This is a genomic window from Mycobacterium sp. 4D054 (assembly GCF_052245755.1).
GTDB lineage: Bacteria > Actinomycetota > Actinomycetes > Mycobacteriales > Mycobacteriaceae > Mycobacterium.
The window spans coordinates 45,639-71,759 of record NZ_JBQQCF010000009.1 but is presented as its reverse complement, the minus strand read 5'-3'; the positions used below and the strand labels follow the sequence as shown (position 1 = coordinate 71,759).

Annotated in this window: 24 protein-coding genes and 1 pseudogene; 16 read left to right on the top strand and 9 right to left on the bottom strand. The window is 67.3% G+C overall.

What is annotated here, in order from left to right:
* Positions 1-10 precede the first annotated feature (10 nt).
* From ACTWP6_RS09320 to ACTWP6_RS09305, 4 genes are read right to left on the bottom strand one after another with little or no spacing between them, the layout of a single operon-like run.
* Positions 11-1,369, bottom strand: a complete 1,359-nt coding sequence (locus ACTWP6_RS09320) for a cytochrome P450 (protein WP_260755408.1) — start codon at positions 1,367-1,369, stop codon at positions 11-13.
* Complete coding sequence (locus tag ACTWP6_RS09315) at positions 1,366-2,229, bottom strand: SDR family oxidoreductase (protein WP_443187459.1); 864 nt, start codon at positions 2,227-2,229, stop codon at positions 1,366-1,368. Before ACTWP6_RS09315 ends, ACTWP6_RS09320 begins: the two co-directional genes overlap by 4 nt.
* Positions 2,229-3,437, bottom strand: coding sequence for a cytochrome P450 (locus tag ACTWP6_RS09310; protein ID WP_443187458.1), 1,209 nt, complete (start codon positions 3,435-3,437; stop codon positions 2,229-2,231). The genes ACTWP6_RS09315 and ACTWP6_RS09310 overlap by 1 nt, the downstream gene beginning before the upstream one ends.
* Complete coding sequence (locus ACTWP6_RS09305; protein ID WP_260755405.1) at positions 3,434-4,030, bottom strand: TetR/AcrR family transcriptional regulator; 597 nt, start codon at positions 4,028-4,030, stop codon at positions 3,434-3,436. Before ACTWP6_RS09305 ends, ACTWP6_RS09310 begins: the two co-directional genes overlap by 4 nt.
* 175 nt (positions 4,031-4,205) lie before the next feature.
* Here ACTWP6_RS09305 and ACTWP6_RS09300 point away from each other — a divergent pair, with 175 nt between their 5' ends.
* The 5 genes from ACTWP6_RS09300 (at position 4,206) to ACTWP6_RS09280 (ending at position 9,092) form a co-directional block, all read left to right on the top strand.
* On the top strand, positions 4,206-5,672 hold the full coding sequence (locus ACTWP6_RS09300; RefSeq protein WP_443187457.1) for an aldehyde dehydrogenase: 1,467 nt from the start codon (positions 4,206-4,208) through the stop codon (positions 5,670-5,672).
* A 31-nt stretch (positions 5,673-5,703) separates the two neighbouring features.
* Entirely contained in the window at positions 5,704-6,465 is a 762-nt protein-coding gene (locus ACTWP6_RS09295; RefSeq protein ID WP_443187456.1) for an SDR family oxidoreductase, read from the top strand.
* A 95-nt stretch (positions 6,466-6,560) separates the two neighbouring features.
* Positions 6,561-7,427 carry an NAD(P)-dependent oxidoreductase gene (locus ACTWP6_RS09290; RefSeq protein ID WP_443187455.1) on the top strand — a complete coding sequence of 289 codons (867 nt, stop codon included), beginning with the start codon at positions 6,561-6,563 and terminating at the stop codon, positions 7,425-7,427.
* A gap of 5 nt (positions 7,428-7,432) precedes the next feature.
* Positions 7,433-7,876 carry a carboxymuconolactone decarboxylase family protein gene (locus tag ACTWP6_RS09285; protein WP_443187454.1) on the top strand — a complete coding sequence of 148 codons (444 nt, stop codon included), beginning with the start codon at positions 7,433-7,435 and terminating at the stop codon, positions 7,874-7,876.
* Positions 7,866-9,092 carry a hypothetical protein gene (locus ACTWP6_RS09280; RefSeq protein ID WP_443187453.1) on the top strand — a complete coding sequence of 409 codons (1,227 nt, stop codon included), beginning with the start codon at positions 7,866-7,868 and terminating at the stop codon, positions 9,090-9,092. The genes ACTWP6_RS09285 and ACTWP6_RS09280 overlap by 11 nt, the downstream gene beginning before the upstream one ends.
* A gap of 31 nt (positions 9,093-9,123) precedes the next feature.
* On the opposite strand, the gene ACTWP6_RS09275 is transcribed toward ACTWP6_RS09280, so the two are convergent.
* Positions 9,124-9,717 (bottom strand): TetR/AcrR family transcriptional regulator, encoded by a 594-nt coding sequence (locus ACTWP6_RS09275; protein ID WP_443187452.1) that lies wholly within the window; start codon positions 9,715-9,717, stop codon positions 9,124-9,126.
* A 29-nt stretch (positions 9,718-9,746) separates the two neighbouring features.
* The gene (locus ACTWP6_RS09270; RefSeq protein WP_443187451.1) at positions 9,747-10,994 is read right to left on the bottom strand and encodes a cytochrome P450; all 1,248 of its coding nucleotides are present in this window, start codon (positions 10,992-10,994) and stop codon (positions 9,747-9,749) included.
* A 103-nt stretch (positions 10,995-11,097) separates the two neighbouring features.
* Here ACTWP6_RS09270 and purD point away from each other — a divergent pair, with 103 nt between their 5' ends.
* On the top strand, positions 11,098-12,366 hold the full coding sequence (gene purD, locus ACTWP6_RS09265; RefSeq protein WP_260755398.1) for a phosphoribosylamine--glycine ligase: 1,269 nt from the start codon (positions 11,098-11,100) through the stop codon (positions 12,364-12,366).
* Here the strand turns inward: purD and ACTWP6_RS09260 are convergent.
* Positions 12,363-13,187 (bottom strand): alpha/beta hydrolase, encoded by an 825-nt coding sequence (locus ACTWP6_RS09260; protein ID WP_260755397.1) that lies wholly within the window; start codon positions 13,185-13,187, stop codon positions 12,363-12,365. The genes purD and ACTWP6_RS09260 overlap by 4 nt on opposite strands.
* 96 nt (positions 13,188-13,283) lie before the next feature.
* Here ACTWP6_RS09260 and ACTWP6_RS09255 point away from each other — a divergent pair, with 96 nt between their 5' ends.
* Positions 13,284-13,892: a TetR/AcrR family transcriptional regulator gene (locus ACTWP6_RS09255; RefSeq protein WP_260757818.1), complete on the top strand. Its 609-nt coding sequence runs from the start codon at positions 13,284-13,286 to the stop codon at positions 13,890-13,892.
* Between the two features lie 144 nt (positions 13,893-14,036).
* Positions 14,037-15,472: pseudogene (locus ACTWP6_RS09250) on the top strand (APC family permease).
* Here the strand turns inward: ACTWP6_RS09250 and relZ are convergent.
* On the bottom strand, positions 15,469-17,187 hold the full coding sequence (gene relZ / locus ACTWP6_RS09245; protein WP_443187450.1) for a bifunctional ribonuclease/(p)ppGpp synthase: 1,719 nt from the start codon (positions 17,185-17,187) through the stop codon (positions 15,469-15,471). The pseudogene ACTWP6_RS09250 and the gene relZ overlap by 4 nt on opposite strands.
* 54 nt (positions 17,188-17,241) lie before the next feature.
* Between relZ and purB the strand changes: the two genes are divergently transcribed.
* From purB to ACTWP6_RS09230, 3 genes are read left to right on the top strand one after another with little or no spacing between them, the layout of a single operon-like run.
* Positions 17,242-18,660: an adenylosuccinate lyase gene (gene purB, locus ACTWP6_RS09240; RefSeq protein WP_260755395.1), complete on the top strand. Its 1,419-nt coding sequence runs from the start codon at positions 17,242-17,244 to the stop codon at positions 18,658-18,660.
* Positions 18,657-19,889: a cytochrome P450 gene (locus ACTWP6_RS09235; RefSeq protein ID WP_443187449.1), complete on the top strand. Its 1,233-nt coding sequence runs from the start codon at positions 18,657-18,659 to the stop codon at positions 19,887-19,889. Before purB ends, ACTWP6_RS09235 begins: the two co-directional genes overlap by 4 nt.
* A gap of 11 nt (positions 19,890-19,900) precedes the next feature.
* Complete coding sequence (locus tag ACTWP6_RS09230; protein ID WP_260755393.1) at positions 19,901-20,473, top strand: DUF1707 SHOCT-like domain-containing protein; 573 nt, start codon at positions 19,901-19,903, stop codon at positions 20,471-20,473.
* Between the two features lie 66 nt (positions 20,474-20,539).
* On the opposite strand, the gene ACTWP6_RS09225 is transcribed toward ACTWP6_RS09230, so the two are convergent.
* Positions 20,540-21,172: a hypothetical protein gene (locus tag ACTWP6_RS09225; protein ID WP_260755392.1), complete on the bottom strand. Its 633-nt coding sequence runs from the start codon at positions 21,170-21,172 to the stop codon at positions 20,540-20,542.
* Between the two features lie 54 nt (positions 21,173-21,226).
* On the opposite strand from ACTWP6_RS09225, the gene ACTWP6_RS09220 reads away from it, so the two are divergent.
* The 5 genes from ACTWP6_RS09220 (at position 21,227) to ACTWP6_RS09200 (ending at position 26,104) form a co-directional block, all read left to right on the top strand.
* Positions 21,227-22,132, top strand: coding sequence for a phosphoribosylaminoimidazolesuccinocarboxamide synthase (locus ACTWP6_RS09220; protein ID WP_443187448.1), 906 nt, complete (start codon positions 21,227-21,229; stop codon positions 22,130-22,132).
* Positions 22,129-24,246 (top strand): S9 family peptidase, encoded by a 2,118-nt coding sequence (locus ACTWP6_RS09215; protein WP_443187447.1) that lies wholly within the window; start codon positions 22,129-22,131, stop codon positions 24,244-24,246. The genes ACTWP6_RS09220 and ACTWP6_RS09215 overlap by 4 nt, the downstream gene beginning before the upstream one ends.
* The gene (locus ACTWP6_RS09210) at positions 24,243-24,824 is read left to right on the top strand and encodes a TetR/AcrR family transcriptional regulator (RefSeq protein ID WP_260755389.1); all 582 of its coding nucleotides are present in this window, start codon (positions 24,243-24,245) and stop codon (positions 24,822-24,824) included. The genes ACTWP6_RS09215 and ACTWP6_RS09210 overlap by 4 nt, the downstream gene beginning before the upstream one ends.
* Positions 24,825-24,834: 10 nt before the next feature.
* Positions 24,835-25,332, top strand: coding sequence for a glutathione peroxidase (locus tag ACTWP6_RS09205; protein WP_443187446.1), 498 nt, complete (start codon positions 24,835-24,837; stop codon positions 25,330-25,332).
* 67 nt (positions 25,333-25,399) lie between these two features.
* Positions 25,400-26,104, top strand: coding sequence for a DUF2334 domain-containing protein (locus ACTWP6_RS09200; RefSeq protein ID WP_443187445.1), 705 nt, complete (start codon positions 25,400-25,402; stop codon positions 26,102-26,104).
* The last annotated feature ends 17 nt before the right edge of the window (positions 26,105-26,121 follow it).

The following is a 26,121-nucleotide window of genomic DNA, read 5'->3' as shown; positions in this document are numbered from 1 at the left end:
ACAGACTCCGTCAGTTCTTGGCTCGCTTGCGGTATTTGACCTTCGCCGGTCGCGCCAATTGCACGACCATCTTCGAGTGGTCGTTCTGATAGCTCTCGGGCGGCTGCGACATCTCGAACTCGTACTCGCGCAACAGCACCGAGAAGATCGCCTTGATCTGCATCTGCGCGAACGCCGCACCGACGCAGCGGTGCTTGCCTGCGCCGAACGGAATCCAGGTCCAGCGGTTGATGAGGTCCTCTTGTCGCGGCTTGTCGTAGCGGTCGGGGTCGAAGGCGTCGGGGTCAGGGAAATCCTCGGGGATCCGGTTGGAGATGGCGGGGGAGGCCGCCACCATCTGGCCCTTGTGGATCGGATATCCGGCGACCTCGAACTCGTCCTGGGCCACCCTCATCAGGATGATCAGCGGCGGGTGCAGCCGCAGCGTCTCCTTCAACGCGTTGTCCAGATTCGGGATCTGGCGCAGCGCATGGAAGCTCACCTCCTGCCCGTCGGCATAGAGATCGTCGAGTTCCTGCTGGACTTTGGCGTAGAACTCCGGATTCCGGAGCAGCTCGATCAGCGTCCACGACGACGTGCCCGAGCTGGTGTGGTGACCGGCGAACATCAGCGAGATGAACATGCCGGTGACCTCGTTGGCCGAGAAGCGCGGGTTGCCGTCCTCATCCTTGATCGAGACCAGCACGTCGAGCAGGTCGCGATCGCTCTTGTCCTTGGGCGGGGTGGCGATTCGGCCGTGCATGACCTCCTGCACCAGTTCGACCAGACTGGCCCGCGCCTCGTCGCGGATGCGGAAGCTCTCGATCGGCAGATACGGGTCGACGTAGCAGAGCGGGTCGGTGCCGCGCTCGAGGAGGTGGTAGTAGTTGGCGAACCGTGAGTCCAGCTGATCGCGGAACTTCAGCCCGATCAGGCAGGCCGTCGAGGTGTAGATCGTCAGCTCGGAGAAGAAGTCCAGCAGCTCGATCTCGCCTTCGTCGCCCCAGTCGGCGATCATCTTGCGGACCTCCGCCTCGATCGTCGCGGCATGGCCTTTCATCTGCTCGCCGCGCAACGCGGTGTTGTGCAGCATCTCGGCCCGGCGCTCCGGGTCGGCGTCGAACACCACGCCTTCGCCGAAGATCGGCGTCATGAACGGGTAGGCCTCGGCCTGGTTGAGTTCGCTGTCGCTGGACCGGAAAAAGAACTCGTTGGCTTCGGCACCCGAGAGCAGCACCACCTGTTTGCCGGCCAGCTGGAACCAGCCGACGTCCCCGCACTCCTCTCGAATGCGCTTCATCAAACCGATCGGGTCGGTGCGGAACTCTTCGAGGTGGCCGTGCTCTTCTTCCCCGCCGGAGACCCGCTGTACCTCTGTAAGAGCCGTCATGATTTCAAATCCCTCCCTCGGGTCGCTTCGCTCCTGCTCCCAGGAAGCGCCTCCTCATCGACTTTCAGTTGCTGACGGTCCTTGACCGATGCGAGCGGAGCTTCTGGCTGCAGCTCCATGCTGGCGATGAACCCGCCGCGCGGGGTCTCGGCGACGAACGTGATGGCGCGGGCCAGATCGGCGGCACGCAGAAAGTAGTCGTGGCGGGCCTGGCCCCACTTGGCCCAGTCCTCCAGGGCCGGTCCGATCAGTTCTGCCGGCAGACTCCAGCCCATCGAGGTCTTGGTCGGGCCGGGGTGCACGATCGACGCGCGGACGCCGGTGCCCTCGAGTTCCATCTGGTAGTTGGTGACCATCGCGACCAGCCCCGCCTTGGCGGCGCCGTAGGCGCCCATGTGCGGCCGTTGCCGCAGCGCCACATCGGATCCGACGAAGATCAGGTCGCCGCGCCGGCGTTCGAGCATGCCGGGCAGCACTGCGGTGGCAACCCGGTTCGCGCCGATCAGGTGGATCTGGATCTGTGACTCGAACTGTTCGGTGCTGATCGAATCGAGCTTGCCGAAGTAGGTGTCGCCGGCGCCGGCGACCAGGATCTCGATCTCCCCGAGCTCGGAGACGGTCTGTTCGACGCACGCTTTCACCGAATCGGGATCGGTGACGTCCAGATGTACGGCGACCGCCTCACCGCCGTCGGCGCGGATCTTGTCGACCGTCTCCTGGCATTTCTCGACACGGCGTGCCCCGAGCGCCACCGGAAATCCCCGCGAGGCAAGCTCGATCGCGGTGGCTTCCCCGATTCCGGACGAGGCGCCGGCGACCAGGGCGGGACGCCGGTCGGGCAGAGGATCAAAACGAGGCATCAGCGAATCTCCACATGAATCGGAAGGTGAGCGAACCCGCGGACATTGCTGGAGTGGACTCGGACGGCGTTGGCCTCGTCGACTTCATACCCGCGGATTCGCTTGAACAACTCGGCCAGTGCCACCCGTGCCTCCATGCGCGCCAGATGCGCGCCGAGGCAGAAGTGTGCGCCACTGCCGAAACTCATGAGCTTGGAGCCGATCTCACGCCCGATGAGGTAGTCATCGGGGTTCTCGAACACCCGCTCGTCGCGGTGCGCCGAACCGGGCAGGAGCAACAGCACGTCGCCGTCGGGGATCCTGGTGTCGTAGAGCGTCAGCTCACCCGACACGGTGCGGGCCAGGATCTGGCTCGACGTGTCGTAGCGCAGCGTCTCCTCGACCCACAGCGGCACCCGCTCCAGGTCGTCGTAGACCGGTGTCAGCTGGTCGGGATTCCGATGTCCCCAAAAAGCGGCATTGGCAAGTAGTTTCGTGGTGGTCTCGTTGCCGGCGATCACCATCAGGAACATGAAGCCGATGATCTCGTCGTCGGTGAGCCGGTCCCCGTCGATCTCGGCCTCCAGCAGAGCCGACGTCAGATCGTCGGTAAGCTTCTTGCGGCGCTCGGCCACCATTTGCTGGTAGTACACGATCAGGTTCAGCGACGCCTCGATGGCCGATTCGGGCACATCGGTGACGCCCTCCTCACGGTGCATCACCGCATCCGCCCACGCCCGCACCTGGACGCGGTCGGCTTCGGGTACTCCCATCAATTCGGAGATCACATCCATCGGGAGCTTGCCGGCGAATTCGTCCACGTAATCAACGGTGGCACCGGTTCTCGCGATCTCCAGCATGCTGTCCAGATGCGCTACCGCGATCTCGGTGACGCGCGGTTCGAGTTCGCGGATGCGCCGCGGGGTGAAGCCCTTCGAGACCAGCGTGCGTAGCCGCAGGTGGTCGGGATCATCCATGGCCAGGAAGGACATGGTCTTCGACGCATGCGGCCCGCGCGACGCCGGATCCAGTGAGACGCCGAACTTGTTGGACAGCGTGGTGCTGTTGCGGAAACCCTTCAGCACGTCCGCGTGGCGGGACAGTGCCCAGAACCCGAGTTCCTCGTTGCGGTACAACGGGGCTTCGTCGCGCAGCCGCCTGTAGTACGGGTAGGGGTCCTCATGGAAGTCGTAGTCGTACGGGTCGAGCCGTACCTCGCTGATTGTCAACGGTCCTCTCCGACTATGAGGCCGACCACGTAGCTCAGCCGGTCGGCGATCTGGTGATAGGTGAAGGCGCCGCTGCCGGCGTTGACGAGGGCGCCGAAGAACGTCATCTCCAACGCGGCCAGCGTGCGATGGTCCGGATCCGGGCCGACCGCGGCGCGGATTCGGCGGTGGATCTCGGCGCCGATACGCTCGCGGACCGCACGGACGGCGGCGTCGTTGCCAGAGAGCAGCGCTGTGGTGCAGGCCGCCGCCACCTCGGGTTCGTCGGCGACCATGAGGGCCATGGTGCGCAGCGTCTTCTCGACGCGCGTGACGGTGCTGTCGTTGACGTCGGTGAAGTAGTCAACCTGGCGGATGAGATCGAGGTAGATCTCGGCGATCAGATGATTCTTCGACGAGAAGTACGTATAGGCGGTGGCCGGCGCCACCTTGGCCCGAGCCGCCACCGCGCGCACCGTCAGGTCGGCATAAGAGGACTCGCGCAGCATCTCCAGACCGGCGGCCAGCACCTTACGGAAGGTCTCTTCCTGCCGACGGTTGCGTGGCGGATGCGTCGAGCCATCTGTGAGCGCGGCAACAGCATCACTGGACACCTGTCCAAGGTATCCGACCGCACATGCATGAGGCAAGCGGCGAACAAAAATGCCAGCGCATACCGCCTCTGCTGGAAGTGCCGGCCGCCGATCCTTGCTTGAGGTCGATGCCTGAGGCTATGGTTCGAAAGAACTATTTCGGACAGTTGTCCAGCAATCAGACACAGGAGGTCGGATGCCAGTCCTGGCCGATCGCGAAAGCCGGCTGCTCATCGACGGAAAGCTCGTCGCCGGAAGCGCGGGCACGTTCCCCACCGTCAATCCCGCCACCGAGGAGACACTCGGTGTGGCCGCCGACGCGAACGCCGAGGACATGAGTGCGGCGATCGGCGCTGCCCGCCGCAGCTTCGACGAGACGGGCTGGGCGACCGACACCGAGCTGCGCGTGCGCTGTATCCGGCAGTTACAGCAGGCGATGCGCGACCATGTCGAGGAACTGCGGGAGTTGACGATGGCGGAGGTCGGAGCGCCGCGGATGCTCACCGCGGCCGCCCAACTCGAAGGCCCTGTCGAGGACCTGACGTTCTGCGCGGACACGGCAGAGTCCTACCGGTGGTCCACCGACTTCGGTACCGCGTCGCCGATGGGCATCAAGACTCAGCGCACGATCGCACGCGAAGCCATCGGCGTGGTCGGCGCGATCACCCCGTGGAACTTCCCGCACCAGATCAATCTGGCCAAGATCGGCCCGGCGCTCGCCGCCGGAAACACGTTGGTGCTCAAGCCTGCTCCTGACACACCCTGGGCGGCGGCGGTGCTCGGCGAGCTGATCACCGAGCACACCGACTTCCCGGCCGGGGTGGTCAACATCGTCACCTCCAGTGACCACGGTGTGGGTGCGCTGCTGTCGAAAGACCCACGGGTGGACATGGTCTCGTTCACCGGGTCGACGAACACCGGGCGGGCAGTGATGGCCGACGGGTCGGCCACCCTGAAGAAGGTGTTTCTCGAGCTCGGCGGCAAGTCGGCGTTCCTGGTACTCGACGACGCCGATCTTGCCGGTGCCTGTTCGATGGCGGCGTTCACCGCGTCGATGCATGCCGGGCAGGGGTGCGCTATCACCACCCGCCTGGTCGTTCCCCGCGCCCGGTACGACGAAGCCGTTGACGCCGCTGCGGCCACCATGGGTGGCCTCAATCCCGGGGATCCGACCAACCCGGGCACGGTGTGCGGACCTGTGATCTCGGCGCGACAGCGCGATCGGATCCAGGGCTACCTCGACTCCGCCATCGCCGAGGGCGGCCGGTTCGCCTGCGGCGGTGGACGTCCCGCCGACCGCGACACCGGCTTCTTCATCGAGCCCACCGTGATCGCGGGCCTCGACAACAACGCCAAGGTCTCTCGCGAGGAGATCTTCGGTCCGGTGCTGACCGTCATCGCCCACGACGGCGACGACGACGCCGTGCGCATCGCCAACGACTCGCCGTACGGATTGTCGGGCACGGTGTTCTCACCCGATCTCGACCGCGCCAACGCCGTTGCCGCCCGACTTCGGGTGGGGACGGTCAACGTCAACGGCGGTGTCTGGTATTCCGCCGACATGCCTTTCGGGGGCTACAAGCAATCCGGCATCGGCCGGGAGATGGGGCTCGCCGGTTTCGAGGAATACCTCGAGATCAAGGCGATCGCCACTGCCGTCTGACATGCCGGGCCGGTCAACCAAGGAGACGTCAATGGGACTTTACGGAGATCAGTTCAAGGAGAAGGTGGCCATTGTCACCGGCGCCGGGGGCGGCATCGGTCAGGCCTACGCCGAGGCACTGGCCCGTGAGGGCGCGGCGGTCGTCGTTGCCGACATCAACACCGAAGGCGCGCAGAAGGTCGCCGACGGTATCAAGGGCGAGGGCGGCAACGCGCTGGCCGTCCGGGTCGATGTATCCGACCCGGACTCGGCCAAAGAGATGGCGGCGCAGACACTCTCGGAGTTCGGCGGCATCGACTACCTGGTGAACAACGCCGCGATCTTCGGCGGGATGAAGCTCGACTTCCTGATCACCGTCGACTGGGACTACTACAAGAAATTCATGAGCGTGAACCTCGACGGTGCGCTGGTGTGCACCCGGGCGGTCTATCGCAAGATGGCCAAGCGCGGCGGCGGCGCCATCGTCAATCAGTCGTCGACCGCAGCCTGGCTGTACTCGAACTTTTACGGGTTGGCCAAGGTCGGGATCAACGGGCTGACCCAGCAGCTGGCCACCGAGCTTGGCGGGCAGAACATCCGCGTCAACGCGATCGCGCCGGGGCCGATCAACACCGAGGCGAACCGGACCACCACGCCGCAGGAGATGGTCGCCGACATTGTCAAGGGAATCCCGTTGTCGCGCATGGGCGAACCCGAGGACCTGGTCGGCATGCTGTTGTTCCTGCTATCCGACCAGGCCAAGTGGATCACCGGGCAGATCTTCAACGTCGACGGCGGACAGATCATCCGGTGATGAGCGCCTGCGCGAAGAACAGAGGACACGGATGAGCGCCTGCGCGAAGAACAGAGGACACGGATGAGCGCCTGCGCGAAGAACAGAGGGCACGGATGAGCGCCGACGACCTGAAGCTGGGTTACATCGGTCTGGGAAACCAGGGCGCGCCCATGGCCAAGCGGCTGGTGAACTGGCCGGGCGGGCTGATCGTGTTCGACGTCCGCACCGAGGCGATGACCCCGCTGGCCGAATTGGGCGCCACGCTGGCCGACAGCGTCGCCGATGTCGCGGCCGCCGACGTGATCAGCGTCACGGTGCTCAACGACGAGCAGGTGCGCGACGTCGTCGGTGAGCTCGCCGCGCACGCCCAGCCGGGCACAGTCATCGCGATCCATTCCACCATCGAGCCCGAAACCGCGCCTGAGTTGGCTGGACAGTTGCGGCCCAAAGGGATCAGCATTGTCGATGCGCCGGTCAGCGGCGGCGCCGGCGCCGCCGACAAGGGCGAGCTTGCGGTGATGGTCGGTGCAGACGACGAGGCCTACGAGAAAGTCAAGCCGGTGTTCAAACGGTGGGCGTCGCTGGTGGTCCGCGCGGGGGAGCCGGGTGCCGGCACGCGGATGAAGGTGGCGCGCAACATGCTGACGTTCATCGGATTCGCCGCGGTGTGCGAGGCGCAGAAGCTCGCCGAGGCGGCGGGCATCGACCTGCAGAAGCTGGGCCGGGTGGTACGCCACAGTGATGCGCAGAGCGGCGGACCGGGGGCGATCATGTTCCGCGACGATACCAAACCTCTTGCCTCCGAACACTTCTTGCACGACATGTTCGTCCACACCCGTGGCCTGGCCGAGAAGGATCTGCGCCTGGCGCTCGGCCTCGGTGAGACCACCGGGGTGGAACTGCCGCTGGCCGAAATAGCCTTGCGCGATCTGGCCGCCGGACTCGGTGTCCCCCACACCTCGCCAAGCATTAAGGAGTAGCCGACATGGATGACGTGCGCCGTAAGGGCCTCGAGAAGATGAACGAGGTGTACGGGTGGGAGATGCCCGACATTCAGGGCGACCCGTACTTCGACCTGACCGTCGAGCATCTGTTCGGGACCATCTGGACCCGGCCCGGCCTGTCGATGCGGGAAAAGCGGATGCTGACGCTGACCGCCGTGACTGCAGTGGGGAGTTCGGACCTGGCGGAGATCCAAGTCAACGCAGCGCTGGCCAACGGCGAACTCACGGTCGAGGAACTCAAGGAGATGGCGGTGTTCCTCACCCACTATCTGGGTTTCCCGTTGGGCTCCAAGCTGGACGGGGCAGTGTCGAAGGTGGCGAAGCAGCGTAAGAAGGCAGCCGAACGCGGCGAGGGTGAGGACCGGAAAGCGAACGTGAACGCGGCCCTGCAGATGCATTCGGGTGGCACGCTCGATGATGAGTAGGTACGCCGCGCTGACGCGCGAGGAACTGGCCACGCTGGTGCCCGAACTGCTGCTCATCGGTCAGCTGATCGACCGTTCCGGGATGGCCTGGTGTATCAGTAATTTCGGCCGAGAGGAGATGCTGCAGATCGCGATCGAGGAGTGGGCCGGCTCCAGCCCGCTCTACACCAAGCGGATGCAGAAGGCCCTCAGGTACGAAGGCGACGACATCATCACGATCTTCAAGGGCCTGCAACTGGATATCGGTGCGCCGCCGCAGTTCATGGATTTCCGCTACACCGTCCACGACCGGTGGCATGGCGAGTTCCACCTGGATCACTGTGGCGCGCTGCTCGATGTCGAGCCGATGGGCGAGGACTACGTCCGCGGAATGTGCCATGACATCGAGGACCCGACGTTCGACGCCACCGCTCTGGCCACCAACCGCAGGTGCCAGGTCCGTCCGATCCACCGTCCGCCGCGGACTCCGGCAGACCGCCACCCGCACTGCGCGTGGACGGTGATCATCGATGAGTCATACCCCGAGGTGGACTTCATCCCGCAACTCGACATCGTCGCAGCCAGCCACGCCTACAACACCGAGCTGGAGCCGATCGATCGCGACGACGAAGGTATGGCGGACTATTCGGGCCCGCTGGTGTCGGACGTCGACTTCGGCGCGTTCTCGCACTCGGCGCTGGTCCGTATCGCCGACGAGGTGTGTCTGCAGATGCATCTGCTGGTGCTGTCGTTCAACCTCGCCGTCGAGGCCCGCGCCAAGGACGACGCCGCGCTGGCGCGGAGCATCCGCACCAAACAGCTGATCGGCATCGCCGGTGTGGCTGCGGAGCGGATCCATCGGGCGCTCAACCTGTCCACGGACGCCAGGGGGGCGCTGCGGGTGCTCGAGCTGCACCCGCTGCTCAATCCCGCCGCGTACGTCAGGGCCGACGTCGATCCCGGGTTCGTGCACGTGCGTTCGTCACCGGCGCACGAGGACGGGTCGTGGATCTCGCTGGTTTCGCCCGTGGCGGATCTACCACTGCAGGCGATCGTGGCTGCGGTGGACCCGCATCTGCGGGCCGAGGTCTCGGGTACCGAGAGCGACTGGACCGTCCGCGTCATCGAGACCGACACCGCGGCCAAGGAGCTGCCCGAGGTCGAGGTGTGCAAGTTCAGCCGGGGTGCGTCCTGGCAGTTCGAGGACCGGAAGTCACTGCCGCTCACCGTCGTCTGACCCCCAGGGCCGTGCCGCGCGTTCCCGGGCGTCAGCGGGGCAGTACCGCGTTGCCGACCCACCGACGCAGGTAGGCCCGCAGCTCGTCGCCGCTGCGCGGGGGCCGGCCGGGGTCGATCACGAAGGACTGGATGATGCGCAGCAGGTGCTCGGAGAGCTGATCGAGACCCGGGTCGTCGAAACCCGCGGCCGCCCAGTCCACGTCGAGACGGCCCACCATGTCGCGCGCGAACCGCAGCGCGATGTCGGAGGTAACCGACTGCACGTGACTGGAGCCGCCGGGCACCATGATCAGCCCGATGTACTTTTCGCGGGGCAACCACTCCAGCGCGGTCGCCACTGCCTCGGCGACCGCCTCGGCCGGATCGGTGATGCCGGTCAGGTGAGCGGCCAGCCGCTGGAGGAACCCATCGACGGCGTGCACCGCGGCCGTCACCAGCAGGGCCTCGGTGCTGGAGAAGTACCGGTACACCGTCTGACGCGTGACGCCGACGGTGCGGGCCACGTCGGAGATGCTGAAGTCGGCGCCGCGTTCCTCGATGACCTTGCCCGCGGCCGCGAGGATGCGTGCAACGGCCTCCTCGTCCGAGGCAGGCTTGGCTCCTGACCAACCGTGGGTGCGCACGAACGAACTGTAGGCCACCCGTGATCGGGCTACTGGTAGGCGACCTGCAGGTCCTTGACCCCGTTGATCCAGCCGGATCGCAGCCGCTGCGGCTCGGCCACCTTCGAGATGTCGGGAATCTGGTCGGCGATCTCGTTGAACATCAACTTGATCTCCATGCGGGCCAGGTTCGCGCCGATGCAGAAGTGTGCGCCGTTGCCTCCGAAGGCCAAGTGGGGGTTGGGGTTCCGACGAATATCGAAGGTGAACGGGTCGTCGAACACCGCCTCGTCGAAATTCGCCGAGCTGTAGAACAGTCCGGCCCGCTGCCCCTTGGCAATCGTGACACCGCCCACCTCGACATCCTCGAGTGCGGTGCGCTGGAAGCAGTGCACCGGGGTGGCCCAGCGGATGATCTCGTCGATGGCGGTGTCGGGGCGTTCCCGCTTGAACAGCTCCCATTGGTCGGGGTTGTCGAAGAAGGCGTTCATTCCGTGCGTCATCGCGTTGCGGGTCGTCTCGTTACCGGCCACCGCGAGCAGGATCACGAAGAACGCGAATTCGACCTCGCCCATCGATTCGCCGTCCAGGTCAGCCTGGACCAGTCGGGTCACGATGTCGTCGGCAGGGCACCGGCGGCGGTCCTCGGCCATCGTGTAGGCGTAGCCCATCAACTCGGCGTTGGCCATCGTGGGATCTGAGTCGAAGTCCGGGTCGTCGGTGTTCATGATCGCGTTGGACCAATCGAACAGCCTCTCCCGGTCCTCTTCGGGGACGCCGATGAGGTCGGCGATGGCCTGCAGCGGCAGCATCATCGCGACGTCGTCCACGAAATTGCCGCTGTCCTTCGCGGCGGCGCCGCGGACGATCTCGCGGGCGGCGTCGGCGAGCTTGGCTTCCATTCCTGCGATCGCCCTGGGCGTGAACAGGCGCGACACGATCTTGCGCAGTCGGGTGTGCTCGGGGGCATCGTGGTTGATCAGCAGCGCCTTGGTCAGGTCAAGCTGTTCGGCGGTCACCCCGTCGGGAAGGCGCATCACCGCTCCCTTGGCGTTGGTGGACCACTGCGCGCTGTTGCGCGAGATCGCCTTGATGTCCTCATGTCGCGAGATCACCCAGTAGCCGCCGTCGTCGAAGATCGACTCCGCCTGTTCGTTCCACCACACCGGGGCGGTCTTGCGTAACTCCGCGAACTCGGTCGCCGGGATGCCCTTCCGCAGCACATCAGGGTCGGTGAAGTCGTAACCGGGGGGCAGGAACGGGCAGCTCTGGGTCGCGGTCAAGGGGAATCTCCTCATGGTGTGACGTGCAGCACTCAACCTCGACCATACACTGCGGCGCTAAGATGTATGGCCGACGATGTAGAGAGTCCGGCGCTCGGTGCCACTAGGGTGTCCATCTGTGCACGTCCTGGTGGTTGGATCCGGAGCCCGTGAACACGCGCTGCTGCTCGCACTGCGCCGAGACCCGGAGGTCGACGCGCTGTCGGTGACGCCGGGCAACCCGGGCACCGCGGCGGTGGCCGATCAATACGACGTCGACGTCACGTCGGGAGAGGCGGTCACCGCGCTGGCCCGTCGTATCGGGGCCGACCTGGTGGTCATCGGGCCCGAGGTGCCGCTGGTGCTCGGTGTCGCCGACGCGGTCCGCGCGGCCGGGATCGCCTGCTTCGGTCCGACGAAGGATGCCGCCCGCATCGAAGGGTCGAAGGCGTTCGCCAAAGACGTGATGTCGGCTGCGGGCGTGCGCACCGCGGGCAGTGAGATCGTCGACAACCCCGGCCACCTCGATGAGGCGCTGGACCGGTTCGGTCCTCCCGCCGGGCAGGCAGCCTGGGTGGTCAAGGACGACGGGTTGGCCGCCGGTAAGGGTGTGGTCGTCACGCCGGACCGCGACACCGCTCGCGCGCATGCGGCCGGGTTACTCGACGCGGGACACCCGGTGCTGCTGGAATCGTTCCTCGACGGACCCGAGGTGTCACTGTTCTGCGTCGTGGACGGCGAGACGGTGGTGCCGCTGCTGCCCGCCCAGGACTTCAAACGGGTCGGCGACAACGACACCGGACCCAACACCGGCGGGATGGGCGCCTACACGCCGCTGCCGTGGCTGCCGGCCGAGATCACTCGTCAGATCGTCGACGAAATCGTCAAACCCGTTGCCGCCGAACTGGTCAGGCGGTCAAGCGCGTTCTCGGGTCTGTTGTATGCCGGGCTGGCGATCACGTCGGCCGGGCCGGCGGTCGTGGAATTCAACTGCCGCTTCGGTGACCCGGAGACCCAGGCCGTGCTCGCACTGCTGGAGTCGCCGCTGGGTCAACTGCTGCGCGCCGCGGCCACCGGTGAGTTGGCCGGCCACCCGGCGCTGCAATGGCTGGACGGTTCGGCGGTCACCGTCGTGCTGGCCGCGGAGAACTATCCGGGACGACCGCGGGTCGGTGACGTGATCCACGGCGCGGACCAGGACGGGGTGCTGCACGCGGGCACCGCCCGGCGCGAGGACGGGAGCCTGGTGTCCTCGGGTGGCCGGGTGCTGTCGGTGGTCGGGACGGGGCCGGATCTGAACGCTGCCCGTGAAGCCGCCTACGCGACGATCGGTGCGATCCGGTTGCCGGGCAGCCACTTCCGGCATGACATCGGACAGGCGGCGGCCGAGGGCCGGATCTCGCTCTAGACCAGTAGCGGTGCCGCCCAGCTCAACTCGGCGGTCAGCTGCGAGGACCAGAACCCCGCGTCGTGGCCACCGGGGGAGAAGCCGCCCGCCGGGGGCGTCGGTAGCTGGGCGACGAACTGCCGGGTGGCGGCGTAGAAGGGATCGTCGAACCCGCAGTCGATGCGCAGCGGTATCTCGTTGAGGGCGGGCAGACCCCACACGGTGTTCGCCTCGTAGTCGGCGGCGCCGTCGAACGCGCCCGGCGCTGCGGCGCCGGGCGAGGTCCACAGCGCGGGACTGACCGCACAGATCGCGGCGGTGCGGGCGGGGCCCAGACGCGAGCCCAGCAGCATCGCTCCGTAGCCGCCCATCGACCACCCCAGGAACGCGACCCGCGAGATGTCCAGTCCCTGTTCGGCGAGCAGCGGCAGGAATTCGTCGAGCACCATCGCCCCGGAGTCGTCACCGGAGGCGCGCCGGTGCCAGTACCCGTTGCCGCCGTCGACGGCGGCGATCGCGAACGGCGGCAGGCCGGCCCGGACCGCATCGGCCAGGAACTGTTCGGCCCCCATCGACATCACGGTGTGCGCCGAGGAGTCCTTGCCGTGCAACAGGATCACCGGGCGCAACGGTGCGGTCTGATCCGGCGGGCGCGCGACGGCCCAGTTGGTGACCGCGCCGCCGCGGGCCGCCGAGATGAAGGAGCCGGTCACGTAGGTGGCCGCGGGCGCTGCCGAGGCCACCGCGTCGCCCAGCATCGACGCCCCGGCGGCGACCAAACCCGCGCGCAGTCCGAACGCCAGCATCTCCCGGCGGTTGAGGGTCGGCATGCGCGACATCATGCCATCGACGGCGCCGGGCCACGCCGTGCCCAACGCGGGGCGGGAAAGCCTGGTGATTCGCCGAAAAACCGATGCCGGAACCCCGTGGCTGGCAGGATTCTCTGGGTGACGGCAGCGGTCACTCCCAAGGGAGAACGTCGGCGGTATGCGCTGGTCAGCGCTGCCGCGGACCTTCTCTGCGAAGGTGGCTTCGATGCGGTGCGCCACCGTGCCGTGGCGCGCCGCGCCGGGCTGCCGCTGGCGTCGACGACCTACTATTTTTCTTCGCTGGATGACCTCATCGCCAAGGCGGTCGAGCATGTCGGCAGCCGGGAGAGTGAACAGCTGCGGCGCCGCGTGCAGACGTTGTCACGACGCCGTCGCGGCGCCGAATCCACCGCCGACATCCTGGTAGACCTTCTCGTCGGCGAGAATCCCGAACGCGTCACCGAGCAGATGATCTCCCGCTACGAGCGCTATATCGCCTGTGCCCGTCAGCCAAGTCTGCGCGACATCCAGCGGCGCATCCTCAAGCAGCGCAGCGAAGCCGTCGTCGAAGTCGTCGAACGGTCGGGACGGTCGGTGCGCGCCGAACTGGTCACCGCGCTGGTGTGCGCGGTCGACGGTGCGGTGGTCGCGGCGCTGGTCAGCGAGGGTGAGGGGCCGCGCGCCACCGCCAGAGCCACCCTGATCGACGTCATCGATGTGTTGGCCCCGTTCAACTAGCGTTTGCTTCTCGTCGCCGGTGGTTACTTGGGATTGGGCATGGTCGCGGGAGCGGCACGGAATCGGGTCGGATCCTGCGGTGATGCTGCGGTCCCGGCCCGACTGGCCGATGATGAGGGTTTCGACGGATTTCAGGGAGGCGTGATGTCGGAAGCGGTGGCCGGGCCGAACACGCGTCCCAAACAGCCTGAGCTCAAACGCGTCATGGGCCCCGGTCTGCTGTTGCTGTTCATCGTCGGCGACATCCTGGGCACCGGTGTCTACGCCCTTGTCGGCGATGTCGCCGGTGAAGTCGGTGGGGCGGCGTGGCTTCCGTTCCTGGTCGCCTTCGGCGTGGCCACCGTCACGGCGTTCAGCTACCTCGAGCTGGTGACGAAGTACCCTCAGGCCGCCGGCGCTGCGCTGTACGCGCACAAGGCTTTCGGGATCCACTTCATCACCTTCCTGGTCGCGTTCGTCGTGATGTGTTCCGGGATCACCTCGGCGTCAACGGCTTCGAGGGCGTTCTCGGCGAACTTCTTCGAAGGCGTGGGAATGGACGCGCCCAAGGTCGGTGTCGCGGTGCTGGCGCTTCTGTCATGGCCGCGCTGGCCGCGATCAACTACCGGGGCGTCGGGGAGAGCGTCAAGCTCAACGTGGTGCTGACCATCGTCGAGATCACCGGCCTGGTGGTGGTGATCCTCGTCGGGCTGTGGGCCTTCACCGGTGGCGGCGACGTCGACTTCTCCCGGATCACCGCGTTCGAGACCTCCGAGGACAAGAACACTTTCATGGCGATCTCGGCGGCGACCTCGCTGGCGTTCTTCGCGATGGTCGGGTTCGAGGACTCGGTGAACATGGCCGAGGAGACCAAGAATCCGGTCAAGACGTTCCCGAAGATCCTGCTGTCCGGTCTGTCGATCGCCGGCGTTGTCTACGTTCTGATCTCGATCGTCGCGGTGGCGCTCGTGCCGGTCGGCAAGCTCGAAGCGAGCGACACCCCGCTCGTGGAGGTCGTCAAGGCCGGCGCTCCCGGGCTGCCGATCAACGCGATCCTGCCGTTCATCACGATGTTCGCGGTGTCGAACACCGCGCTGATCAACATGCTGATGGCCAGCCGGCTGATCTACGGCATGGCGCGCCAGCACGTGCTGCCGCCGGTGCTCGGCACCGTGCACCCGACGCGTCAGTCACCGTGGGTGGCCATCGTGTTCACCACGCTGATCGCGTTCGGTTTGATCCTCTACGTGTCGGCGTTCGCCAGCAGCAACGCGATCGCGGTGCTCGGCGGCACCACCAGCCTGCTGCTGCTCGCGGTGTTCGCCGTCGTGAACGTGGCCGTGCTGGTGCTGCGCCGCGACGTGCGCCAGGCCGGCGGGCACTTCAGGACCCCGACGGTGCTGCCGGTGATCGGATTCCTGACCTCGCTGTATCTGGTCACGCCGATGTCGGGACGGCCCGCTCAGCAGTACATCGTGGCCGGCGTCCTGGTCGCGATCGGCGTCGTGCTGTTCTTCATCACCCAGCAGATCAACAAGCAACTCGGCATCCGGGACGGCCACATCACCGACCCGACCCACCTCGGTTCAGGCCCGAGCTAACCGAGCCTTTCGGTGAGTCGCTGTAAGCGGTTGTCCAGCAACGTGGTTCGGTGAGCATTGCCGTCCAGCTCCAGGTAGCGACGGCCGAATCGGGCCAGCAGCGCATCGTCGAGCCGGCGCACCGCGCCGGCCGGGTAGCGGTAGTCCATCGCGGCATTCACCGCGCCGGTGTCCACTCCGTGGAGCTGGGCGTCCAGCGCCTCGATGGACTCGATCCCCAGATCGAGAAGCAACCCGGCGATCCATGCGTAGTGGTCGGTGCGCGACCAACCGGCGTCGGGGAACCGATTCCCGAGATAGGTCGCCAACACCGCCGTCGGGATCCTCGGGTCGTCGGTGATCTCGGTGACCTCGGGGGTGGCGGTGCGCAGCCGTTCCCGCACGGCGGAGAATTCGCGGTCGGCCAGCTCCAGCAAGCCGGCAGCCAGGGTGAAGCGGCGGTCCAGATCGGGGGCGTGCGCGGCGGGAATCGAGCCCTTGTACCGGATTTCATGTTCGAACTCCGCCCACGCGTGCTGGAGCACGGTGCGCACCTGGATCGACGCGGGCTGCTGCACTCCTTCCACGCCGACGAGCAGATGTCTGCTGGCGTAGCCCCACCGGCCCTCGCGGGCGGTCTCCTGCCCCATGTCGCGGTCGTCGAGCAGTCGCATTTCCTCCGAGAGGAGCTCGGCCACCGAGGCGACGTCCTCACGCAGATAGGTGATGACCCGCAACCCGATCAAGTCGGTGATCTCGACCAGTGGCTCGGCGAAGACGGGCCGGCCGCCCGCGGTGCGTCGGTCGGCCTTCGCGGCGAACGACTCCACGGTCTTGGTGCGCGCCGTGACCGACAGGTAGTTGATGCCGGCCTCGTCGAGCAGGCCGGTGACCAGACCGAGGTAATGCTCGGTCGCGGCGACCAGTGCGGGACGCCGGGACTCGTATTCGGCGACGGCCGGCGACACCGCGACCGACTGCCTCGGCCGTTGTGCCCGAGCCGATTTCGGGCGCCGGTCCGGCGGCAGTGACGGGGTGACGATGTAGCCGGAGCCTGCGTCGCCGTAGATCGTGACATCCTGCGGGCGGTGATACCAGTAGAGCCCGACGTAGGCACACAGCACCGCGTCCACCGGGTCCTCGTCGCGGTCGAGGTGGCTCGGTTTGACCGCGGCCTCGATCCGTTTGCGCAGTTCGACCCATGCGACGCTGCGGTTGACGCGCAGCCGCGGGGAGGCGTCGTCGAGACCCTCGATCAGCGTCATCAGCCGCAGCAGTTCGCGCTGCCTGTCCTCGAACGGGCCACGCTTGTACTTCAGCGTCTTCTCCAGTTCGAACAGCACGATGGTCGCCGGATGCGGATACACCTCGATCGCGCGCCGTGGCGAACCAGAGGACGGATCCATGTCGAGTCCCAGGCGTTCGGCGATCCGGGCGGCCCGCGGTTCTTTGAACTCGGGCCGGTCGGTGAACGCGGGGCGGGCACCCGCCTCGAAGCGCTGGAAGTCGCGGTTGTAGGCAGTCTCGGCGGGCCGGTGACCGGTCGCGTTCTTGACGATCAGCGGCGCGTCGATCGCGACCAGGCATTCGCCGTCGGTGAAGGGCGCGAGGGCCGCGACGATGCTGTCGTCGTCCTGGGCCGCCCCCACATGCAGGAGCCGACCGCCGGCGTCGACCACGGCGAGACCGGTCTGGTTCTTCTCACCCCAGGCGAGGTCGAGCCCGACGAAGTGCATGGGGCTACTGTGCCTCATTCTGTGCCGGTGCAGCGGCCGATAGGCTGTGTGTTCGTGAGTGTCCCCAACGTCCTGGCCAACCGGTATGCCAGCGAAGAGATGGTGGCGATCTGGTCGCCGGAAGCCAAGATCGTCGCCGAGCGGCGGTTGTGGCTGGCGGTGCTCAAAGCCCAGGCCGAGCTCGGTGTGAACGTGCCCGACGGTGTGGTCGCCGACTACGAGCGGGTGCTGGAGAACGTGGATCTGGCCTCGATCGCCGCGCGGGAGCGGGTGCTGCGCCACGACGTGAAGGCGCGGATCGAGGAGTTCAACGCTCTGGCCGGCCACGAGCACGTGCACAAGGGCATGACCAGCCGCGACCTCACCGAGAACGTCGAACAGCTGCAGATCCGCCGCTCGCTGGAACTGGTGCGTGACCACTCCATTGCGGTGCTGGCCAGGCTGGCCGAACGCGCCGCGCTTTACCGCGACCTGGTGATGGCCGGGCGCAGTCACAACGTCGCCGCGCAGGCCACGACACTGGGCAAGCGGTTCGCGTCGGCCGCCGAGGAGCTGCTGGTCGCTCTGAACCGGGTGATCGAGCTGATCGACCGGTACCCGCTGCGCGGCATCAAGGGGCCCATGGGGACCGCGCAGGACATGCTCGACCTGTTCGACGGGGACACCGAACGGCTCGCCGACCTGGAGCGACGGGTCGCCCAGTTCCTCGGCTTCTCCCAGATGTTGACCAGCGTGGGTCAGGTCTACCCGCGCTCGCTCGACCACGACGTGGTGTCCGCGCTGGTCCAGCTGGGGGCCGGCCCGTCGTCGATGGCGCACACCATCCGGCTGATGGCCGGGCACGAACTGGTCACCGAGGGCTTCGCACCGGGCCAGGTCGGATCGTCGGCGATGCCGCACAAAATGAACACCCGTTCGTGTGAGCGCGTCAACGGACTTCAGGTGGTGCTGCGGGGATACGGTTCGATGGCCGCCGAGCTGGCCGGCGCGCAGTGGAACGAGGGCGACGTGTTCTGCTCAGTGGTGCGCCGCGTCGCGCTGCCGGACGCGTTCTTCGCCCTCGACGGCCAGACCGAGACGTTCCTGACCGTCCTCGACGAGTTCGGCGCCTACCCGGCGGTCATCCAGCGCGAACTTGACCGCTACCTGCCGTTCCTGGCCACCACCCGGATCCTGATCGCCGCGGTGCGCGCCGGCGTCGGACGCGAGACGGCCCACGAGGTCATCAAGGAACACGCCGTCGCCGTGGCGCTGGCGATGCGTGAGAAAGGCGCCGAGCCCGACCTGCTGGACCGGCTGGCCGCCGACCCGCGACTGCCGCTGGATCGAGCCGCGCTCGACGCCGCGCTGGCCGACAAGCAGGTTTTCACCGGTGCGGCCGGCGACCAGGTCGACCGGGTGGTCGCGGCCGTCGACGACCTGATCGGGCGGTATCCCGAGGCGGCCAAATACACCTCGGGCGCCATTCTGTGACGGTCCCGGGAGCCCTGGCGGGAGTCGACCTCACCGATCTCGACAACTTCGCGGCCGGGTTCCCGCACGGGCTGTTCGCGGTGCACCGCCAACACGCCCCCGTCTACTGGCATGAGCCGACGGAGAACACCCCCGACGGAGAGGGCTTCTGGTCGGTGGCGACCTACGCGCAAACCCTTGCGGTCTTTCGCGACCCGGATACCTACTCGTCGGTGACCGGAGGGGAGCGCCCGTTCGGCGGAACGCTGTTGCAGGACCTGCCGATCGCCGGTCAACTGTTGAACATGATGGACGATCCCCGCCACGCCGCGGTGCGCCGGCTGGTCAGTTCGGGTCTGACCCCCCGGATGATCCGCCGGGTCGAGGACGACCTCCGCGCCCGGGCCCGGCGCCTGCTCGACGATGTCGAACCCGACACCCCCGTCGACTTCCTCACCGACATCGCCGCCGAGGTGCCGATGCAGATGATCTGCATCCTTCTCGGTGTGCCTGAGTCCGAACGGCATTGGCTGTTCGAGGCGATCGAACCCAGCTTCGACTTCGGCGGCGCGCGCAAGGCGTCGATCACCCGGCTCTCCGTGGAGGAGGCCGGGTCACGCATGTTCACGTACGGTCAGGAACTCATCGCGGCCAAGCGCGCCGAACCCGCCGACGACATGCTCTCGGTGGTGGTGAACTCCGGCGACCCGCAGCTGACCGACCTGGAGAGCTACCTGTTCTTCAATCTGCTGTTCAGCGCCGGCGCCGAGACCACCCGCAACGCCATCGCCGGCGGCCTGCTGGCACTCGTGGAGAACCCGGCCGCCTACCGCGAGTTGCGTGCCGACCCCGGCCTGCTGCCCACGGCCATCGAGGAGATGGTGCGGTGGACCTCGCCGTCACCGTCGAAGCGGCGCACCGTGACCCGCCGCGCCACCCTGGGCGGGCACACCGTCGAGCCCGGACAGAAGGTGCTGGTCTGGGAGGGTTCGGCGAACCGGGACGCGGCCGCCTTCGCCGCGCCGGACCACTTCCAGATCACCCGGAAACCTAACCCGCACTTGGGTTTCGGTCAGGGTGTGCACTACTGCCTGGGAGCCAACCTGGCGCGGCTGGAGCTGCGGGTCATCTTCGAGGAGATCCTGCGGCGCTTCGACGCGGTGACCCTCGCGCGTCCGGTCGAGTGGACACGCAGCAACCGGCACACCGGCATCCGGCACCTGGTGGTCGAGTTCAGCGCTTCACCCTAAGCTCGAACCACATGGACCCTCGACAACCGGACATCAGGGCTTCGGATGCCGATCGCGCAGCAGTGACACAGATTCTCGAGCACGCCGTGGGGCAGGGCATGCTGACCCTCGACGAGTACACCCAGCGGGTGGACGTCGTGCTGGCGGCCCGGACCCGCCGCGAACTCGACACCGTGATCGCCGATCTGCCCCACGTCCGCCGTCAGCCGGCGCCCGCCCCGCCGGAGGTGCTGCGGAGCTGGATGTCGGGCATCTCACGCAAGGGTCCGTGGACCGCACCCGCGCGCCTGCAGCTGGTCACCCGGATGTGTTCGACCACTTTGGATTTCACGTCGGCAGTGCTGCAGAGCCCGGTCGTGCACATCGACATCGACGACTACTTCAGCTCCACCGAGCTGATCCTGCCCGACGGCGCCACCGCCGACCTGAACCGGGTCGCCAACGTCGCGTCGTCCACGTCGGTGAAGGTGACGACCAGCCCGCCGTCGGGCCGCTTGCACGTCGTCGTCGCCGGCCGGGTGCGGTTCGGGTCGCTGACCGCGCGACACCCGTTCGGAACCTCGCTCAAACGCCTGCTGAGGTAAACCGCCGAAATCGCATTCCACGTGGCGGATCGGCGGTGCGGACCGCGTGGAATGCGATTTCGGCGGTTACTCGGCGCGCTTCAGATTGGCCGCGCGGATACCCGAGGCGCGCAGTTCGAGTGCGGCCAGCCCGCGGATCGCGACCCGGTCCTGCTCACGCCATGCGCCCACCGGGTCGGTGCTGATCGCGGCGAGCTTGGGCAGCGGACGGTTGGCCAGCGCGCGCAACGCCAGCAGCTGCTCCCCGGCCCAGGTGGACGACAGCGTGACGGCGGTCCATTTGCGGCGGAAGAAACGCAGCCGCAGAAACAACCACGGCATCATCAACGCCAGGATCGGCGGCGCGGCGACCGCGAACGCCAGCAGCCACGCCAGCCAGCCGGCCGTCACTCCCAGCGATTGCCCCGCACCGGCGATCTCGCGCGCGGCGTCCCCGGCGCCTCGCAACGGCCCGGCCAGCGCGCCGCCGATCAGCGGCACGTCGTCGGCGCTGTTGCCGGCATTGTCCAGGTTGCCGGCCACGCCGTTGGCGCCGCTCTCCACCTGATAGCCGAACTCGGCGAGCGTCGACACCGCCGAATGGACCGCGGCGCCCACCCAAACCCAGATCGCGGTCCAGGCGAGCACGACGACGTCGCTGACCAGTTGCCACAACAATCGGCCGGGGGTCGTGGCGTAGGGGATCCACCGAGAGCTCATGTGCTCGATCACAGCACACACAGAGCGGCTCCGGCGGCCCGATAGGCTGGGCCGATGCGTCCCGCTCTGTCCGACTACCAACACCTGGCCAGCGGCAAGGTCCGTGAGCTGTACCGCATCGACGACGGGCACCTGCTGTTCGTCGCGACCGACCGGATCTCGGCCTACGACCACATCCTCACCTCCGAGATCCCGGACAAGGGGCGCGTGCTGACCGCGATGAGCGTGTTCTTCTTCGACTACCTCAGCCGCACGGCCGAGGTGCCCAACCATCTGGCCGGTCCGCCCGACGACGAACGCATCCCCGGAGAGGTGCTGGGCCGGGCGCTGGTGGTCGAGCAACTGGAGATGCTGCCGGTGGAAGCCGTGGCCCGCGGCTACCTGACGGGGTCCGGACTGATCGACTACCAGCAGACCGGCACCGTCTGCGGTATCGCGCTGCCGTCGGGGCTGGTGGAGGCCAGCAGGTTCGACGAACCGCTGTTCACGCCGGCCACGAAGGCCGAACTCGGCGAGCATGACGTGAACATCAGCTTCGACGACGTCGTCGAGCTGATCGGCGCCGAGCGTGCCGAGCAACTGCGTGAACGCACGCTGCAGACCTACAGCCAGGGCGCCGCGCATGCGTTGACCAAGGGCATCATCGTCGCCGACACCAAGTTCGAGTTCGGCGTGGACGCCCAGGGTGAGCTCAAGCTCGCCGACGAGGTGTTCACACCGGACTCGTCACGCTACTGGCGCGCCGACGGCTACACCGAGGGACAGGTGCAGGACAGCTTCGACAAGCAGTTCGTCCGTAACTGGCTGACAGGTCCCGAATCCGGGTGGGACCGGCACGGTGAGCAGGCCCCGCCGCCGCTGCCGCCCGACATCGTCGACGCCACCCGAGCGCGCTATATCGAGGCCTACGAGCGCATCTCGGGCCTCCGTTTCGACCGATGGATGGGGGCTGCCGCGTGAAGCTCGAACCCACGGTCGGCCCGCCCATCGCCAAGCGGGTCTACACCCGCCGCGAACACCACGGCGACGTGTTCCTCGACCCGTACGAATGGCTGCGCGACAAGTCCAATCAGGATGTGATCGATTACCTGGAAGCCGAGAACGCCTACACCGAGCATGTCACCGAGGATCTGGCGCCGCTGCGGCAGACGATCTTCGACGAGATCAAAGCCCGAACGAAAGAGACCGATCTGTCGGTGCCGACGCGTCGCGGCGACTGGTGGTACTACGGCCGCAGCTTCCAGGGCAAGCAGTACGGGGTGCAATGCCGTTGTCCCGTCACCGACCCCGACGACTGGACGCCTCCGGTGTTCGACGAGAACACCGAGATCCCCGGCGAACAGGTGCTGCTCGACGAGAACGTCGAGGCCGAGGGTCACGATTTCTTCTCGCTGGGCGCCGCGACCGTCAGCGTGGACGGAAACATCCTGGCGTACTCGGTCGACGTCAAGGGCGACGAGCGGTACACGCTGCGGTTCAAGGACTTACGCACCGGGCAGCGCTACGACGACGAGATCGCCGGTGTCGGGGCCGGCGCCACCTGGGCAGCCGACAACAACACCGTCTACTACGTGACCGTCGACGACGCGTGGCGGCCCGACACCGTGTGGCGGCACCGGCTGGGTGCCGGGCAGCCCGATGAACGCGTCTACCACGAACCGGACGAACGGTTCTGGGTCGCGGTGGGGCGCACGCGCAGCGACAAGTATGTGATCATCGCCGCAGGAAGCGCGATCACCTCGGAGCTGCGTTACGCCGACGCCGCCGACCCGCAGGCCGAGTTCACCGTCGTGTGGCCGCGCCGCGAATCCGTCGAGTACTCCCTCGACCACGCCGTCGTCGGCGGTGAGGACCGCTTCCTGATCCTGCACAACGACGGCGCCGAGAATTTCACCCTCGTCGAGGCGCCCGTGGCCGACCCTACCGACGTCCGCACGTTGATCGGGCACCGCCGTGACGTCCGGTTGGACGCGGTCGACGCGTTCGCCGGTCACCTCGTGGTCAGCTATCGCAAGGACGCGCTGCCCCGGATCCAGCTGTGGCCCCTCACCGACACCGGATACGGTGAGGCGCAAGACATCAGGTTCGACTCCGAACTGATGTCGGTGGGGCTGTCGGCCAACCCGAACTGGAGCGCGCCCAAACTGCGGATCGGCGCGACCTCCTTCGTGACCCCCGTGCGGATCTACGACCTCGACCTGGGCACCGGCGAACGCACGCTGCTGCGTGAGCAGCCTGTGCTGGGCGACTATCGCCCAGAGGACTACGTCGAGCGCCGCGACTGGGCGGTGGCGCACGACGGTGCGCGAGTGCCGATCTCGATCATCCACCGGGCCGGCCTGAGATACCCGGCGCCGGTGCTGCTGTACGGATACGGCGCCTATGAGTCCTGCGAGGATCCGCGGTTCTCGATCGCGCGGCTGTCGCTGCTCGACCGCGGCATGATCTTCGCGGTCGCCCATGTCCGCGGCGGCGGCGAGTTGGGGCGGCCGTGGTACGAGCACGGGAAGCTGCTGGAAAAGTGCAACACCTTCACCGACTTCATCACGGTGGCAAGCCATCTCGTCGGCACCGACGTCACCAGGCCGGAGAACCTGGTGGCCTACGGAGGCAGCGCGGGCGGTCTGCTGATGGGCGCGGTTGCCAACATGGCGCCGGAGCTGTTCGCCGGAATCCTGGCCGCGGTCCCGTTCGTGGATCCGCTGACCACCATCCTGGACCCGTCGCTGCCGTTGACGGTGACGGAATGGGACGAGTGGGGCAATCCGCTGGAGGACCCCGAGGTGTATCACTACATGAAGTCCTACTCGCCGTACGAGAACGTCGAGTCCAGGAATTACCCCGCGATACTGGCGATGACGTCACTCAACGACACCCGGGTTTACTACGTGGAGCCGGCGAAATGGGTTGCCGCGCTGCGTCATGCGCAGACCGACCCGGCCCGCGACGCGCCCCGGGTGTTACTCAAGACCGAGATGAACGCCGGGCACGGCGGCATCAGCGGACGCTACGAGCGGTGGAAGGAGACCGCGTTCCAGTATGCGTGGATGCTGGACGTCGCCGGCGAGAGATGACCCGGGGCTCCTACCACCACGGCGACCTGAAGGCCGTCATCCTCGCCCAAGCCGCCGTCCTCGTCGCCGAACGCGGTGCCGACGGCGTGTCGCTGCGCGAATTGGCCCGCACCGCAGGGGTTTCCCATGCCGCGCCGGCGCATCACTTCACCGACCGGCGCGGCCTGTTCACTGCGCTCGCCGCGCAGGGCTGGCGGATGCTGGCGGCCGCACTGGCCGGTGCACGACCTGAATTCCTGGACGCCGCACTGGCCTACGTGCGTTTCGCCGTGGAGAACCCGGGTCACTTCGCCGTGATGTTCGACCGCTCGCTGATCGACCCGGACAACACGGAGCTGATCGCGGCCCAGGCCGCCGCCGGCGCCGAATTGGCGTCGGGGGTAGGAACGCTCGACGACCCGCGCGCCACCGAGGATCCGCAGGCCGCGGCGCTCGCGGCGTGGTCGCTGGTGCACGGTTTCGCGATGCTGTGGCTCAATCGGGCCATCGACACCGACGCCGACCCGGTCGCCACGGCCGAGCGCGTGGCGCGGATGCTGTTCACCCCGAACCGGCCCTCACAGACCGCCGACGAGTAGCGTCGGCGCCATGACTGACGCTGCGATCACCGACATCCCGCTCACCACACTGGACGGCCGATCCACCACTCTCGGCGAATTGGCCGACGGCGCCGCGCTGGTGGTCAACGTCGCCTCCAAATGTGGACTGACGCCGCAATACACCGCGCTCGAACAGCTCGCGAAGGACTACGGAGGCCGTGGACTGACCGTGATCGGTGTTCCGTGTAACCAGTTCATGGGTCAGGAACCGGGCACCGCCGAGGAGATCCAGACGTTCTGCTCCACCACCTACGGTGTGACGTTCCCGCTGCTGGAGAAGACCGAGGTCAACGGATCCGGACGGCATCCGCTGTATGCGACGCTGACCCAGGCCGCCGACGACGCCGGTGAGGCCGGAGACGTGCAGTGGAACTTCGAGAAGTTCCTGCTCGCGCCCGGCGGCGCAGTGGTCAGACGCTTCCGCCCGCGCACCGCGCCCGACGCTCCCGAGGTGATCTCGGCGATCGAGGATGTCTTACCCCGATAGCCGAGACGACACCTGCCTGCGCAGTGTCGTCCACCTGCGAGACACCTGACATTGCGACACTGCCCGTGTGGCAGGACAACTGATCGTGTCGATCTCGGGGATCAGCGAACGCACGCTGGGCGACGTCGCAGAGTTCCGCGATTCGCTCGCAGACCGCGGTGTACCGGTGTCGTTCCTCGTCGCGCCGCGCCTCAAAGGCGGTTACCGACTCGACCGCGACGCCACCACCGTGGACTGGCTCATCGACCGGCGTGCGCACGGTGACGCCGTCGTGCTGCACGGCTTCGACGAGGCCGCCACCAAGCAGCGCCGCGGCGAGTTCGCGACGTTGCCGGCCCACGAGGCGAACCTGCGGTTGATGGCCGCCGACCGCATCATGGAACATCTGGATCTCCGGACCAGGTTGTTCGCCGCGCCCGGCTGGAACGTCTCCCAGGGTGCATTGACTGCGCTGCCCCGCAACGGGTTTCGTCTGCTGGCCGGACTGGCGGGCATCACCGACCTGGTGGGCGGAGGCACCGCGCGGGCCCGGGTGCTCGGCATCGGAGAAGGGTTCCTCGCCGAGCCGTGGTGGTGCCGCACCCTGGTGCTGGCCGCCGAGCGTACGGCCCGCCGGGACGGGATCGTGCGACTGGCGGTGGCGGCCCGGCACCTGCGCCGGCCAGGCCCGAAGCAGGCGATGCTCGACGCCGTCGATCTGGCGATGATGCACTCGTGTGTGCCCGTGGTTTACCGGTGGAGGCTCCAACCTGCGCTGACCGACGCCGCTTGACGCCCTTTTCTGGCTAG

Excerpts from the sequence above, each read along its gene's own strand:
- ACTWP6_RS09320 (WP_260755408.1), bottom strand. The coding sequence starts at position 1,369 with ATGACGGCTCTTACAGAGGTACAGCGGGTCTCCGGCGGGGAAGAAGAG.
- ACTWP6_RS09315 (WP_443187459.1), bottom strand. The coding sequence starts at position 2,229 with ATGCCTCGTTTTGATCCTCTGCCCGACCGGCGTCCCGCCCTGGTCGCC.
- ACTWP6_RS09300 (WP_443187457.1), top strand. The coding sequence starts at position 4,206 with ATGCCAGTCCTGGCCGATCGCGAAAGCCGGCTGCTCATCGACGGAAAG.
- ACTWP6_RS09295 (WP_443187456.1), top strand. The coding sequence starts at position 5,704 with ATGGGACTTTACGGAGATCAGTTCAAGGAGAAGGTGGCCATTGTCACC.
- ACTWP6_RS09290 (WP_443187455.1), top strand. The coding sequence starts at position 6,561 with ATGAGCGCCGACGACCTGAAGCTGGGTTACATCGGTCTGGGAAACCAG.
- ACTWP6_RS09285 (WP_443187454.1), top strand. The coding sequence starts at position 7,433 with ATGGATGACGTGCGCCGTAAGGGCCTCGAGAAGATGAACGAGGTGTAC.
- ACTWP6_RS09280 (WP_443187453.1), top strand. The coding sequence starts at position 7,866 with ATGATGAGTAGGTACGCCGCGCTGACGCGCGAGGAACTGGCCACGCTG.
- ACTWP6_RS09270 (WP_443187451.1), bottom strand. The coding sequence starts at position 10,994 with ATGAGGAGATTCCCCTTGACCGCGACCCAGAGCTGCCCGTTCCTGCCC.
- ACTWP6_RS09260 (WP_260755397.1), bottom strand. The coding sequence starts at position 13,187 with ATGATGTCGCGCATGCCGACCCTCAACCGCCGGGAGATGCTGGCGTTC.
- relZ (WP_443187450.1), bottom strand. The coding sequence starts at position 17,187 with ATGCACTTCGTCGGGCTCGACCTCGCCTGGGGTGAGAAGAACCAGACC.
- ACTWP6_RS09230 (WP_260755393.1), top strand. The coding sequence starts at position 19,901 with ATGGACCCTCGACAACCGGACATCAGGGCTTCGGATGCCGATCGCGCA.
- ACTWP6_RS09225 (WP_260755392.1), bottom strand. The coding sequence starts at position 21,172 with ATGAGCTCTCGGTGGATCCCCTACGCCACGACCCCCGGCCGATTGTTG.
- ACTWP6_RS09220 (WP_443187448.1), top strand. The coding sequence starts at position 21,227 with ATGCGTCCCGCTCTGTCCGACTACCAACACCTGGCCAGCGGCAAGGTC.
- ACTWP6_RS09210 (WP_260755389.1), top strand. The coding sequence starts at position 24,243 with ATGACCCGGGGCTCCTACCACCACGGCGACCTGAAGGCCGTCATCCTC.
- ACTWP6_RS09205 (WP_443187446.1), top strand. The coding sequence starts at position 24,835 with ATGACTGACGCTGCGATCACCGACATCCCGCTCACCACACTGGACGGC.